1 protein-coding gene and 1 pseudogene are annotated in these 1,433 nt (G+C 44.9%); both read left to right on the top strand.

Annotation, left to right across the window (positions count from 1 at the left end):
• Positions 1 to 471: pseudogene (locus tag CRYPD_RS08230) on the top strand (hypothetical protein); the annotation flags it as partial.
• The coding region (locus tag CRYPD_RS07645) for an RHS repeat domain-containing protein (protein WP_483189283.1) at positions 381 to 1,433 on the top strand (1,053 nt) is incomplete at its 3' end. The pseudogene CRYPD_RS08230 and the gene CRYPD_RS07645, both read left to right, overlap by 91 nt.

Here is a 1,433-nt window from a genome sequence, read left to right as displayed (position 1 = left end):
GCCAGCCCTCACACCCCACAAAGTATTACAAACCCAAATACCAACAATCAAGACAGAAACTACACCTACGATGCCAACGGCAACATAACCCAAAACGATGACAAAATCATCCAATGGACCTCCTTTAATAAACCCAAGCGTTTTGCCAAAAATAACAACAATGACGCCACTACCTTTGTCTATGGTCCTGATAAAGCTAGATACCAAAAGATGCAAACCAAAGCGATGCCAACACCACCATTACCACCACCTACATCGGCAAACTCTACGAACAAATCAAACAAAACACCAACACCGAACACAAGCACTTCATCTACGCCGATGGGCAACTCATCGCCATTCACATCAAAACAGGCACAACAAACTCAACCACAACCCCCATCCCCGACAAAACCCGCTACCTCCACTACGATAACCTCGGCAGCATTGACACCATCACCGATGGACAAGGTAATATTGTTGAGCGTATGAGCTATCATGCATTTGGAGAAAGAAGACAAGGCGACTGGCGTACCAGCGACCCACTACTTCCAATCATCCCAGCCTTAACTAATAGAGGCTTTACTGGGCACGAACACATTGATGAGATGGGCTTTATTCATATGAATGGTAGAGTATATGACCCGAGTATTGGACGGTTTTTGAGTGCAGATCCCAATGTGTTTCACCCATACAACACACAAGATTACAATAGATACTCTTACGCCACTAACAATCCTTTAAAATATGTTGATATGAATGGGTTTGGGTGGTTTAAAAAGTTATTTAGAAAGATTGTTAAAATTGTTGTTATCGTTGTTGTAGTTGCAGCGGTTATAGTAACTGCAGGTGGTGCAGCAGCATTTGGTGCATTAGGAAGTGCTGCTAGTGCTATCACAGGCGCAGTAGGATTGGCAACCTCCACTATTGGTGCCATTGCCACAGGTGCAAAAATCGGCTTTTTAGCAGGGGCAGTGTCGACAGGCTCCCTTAAGGGAGCATTCAAAGGAGCAATCTATGGTGGGGCTAGCGCAGGTTTAGCGCAATACATTGGTCACAGCATGGATGTAGACACCCTAACAGGTGTTAATAAGCACATTGCTCATGGCTTTGCCCAAGGGGCAAGTAGTCAAATTATAGGTGGTAATTTTAAAGATGGGTTTATGGGTGGATTTACCGGCTCATTCGCTGGAGGTTATATGAAAAATGGCGGTGATTGGAGTGATATTGCAGGACGCACAGCCATTGCTGCTGCGGCAGGTGGTGTCGCTGCAGAACTAGGTGGGGGTAAGTTTGCGAATGGGGCAAGGAGTGCGGCGTTTGTGCATTTGTTTAATCATGAAGGTGGGAATATTTCCAAAAATTTACAAACAAATAATGTGGTAAATGCAAATGCTGGAGGCAGTGGTAGTTTATTTTTAGGTGTTGGCGGCGTATCTGCATCTACTGGGGTT

Source organism: Bathymodiolus heckerae thiotrophic gill symbiont (genome assembly GCF_900180345.1).
In the GTDB taxonomy this organism is placed as follows: Bacteria; Pseudomonadota; Gammaproteobacteria; order PS1; family Pseudothioglobaceae; genus Thiodubiliella.
This window is presented reverse-complemented; position numbering and strand designations above follow the sequence as displayed.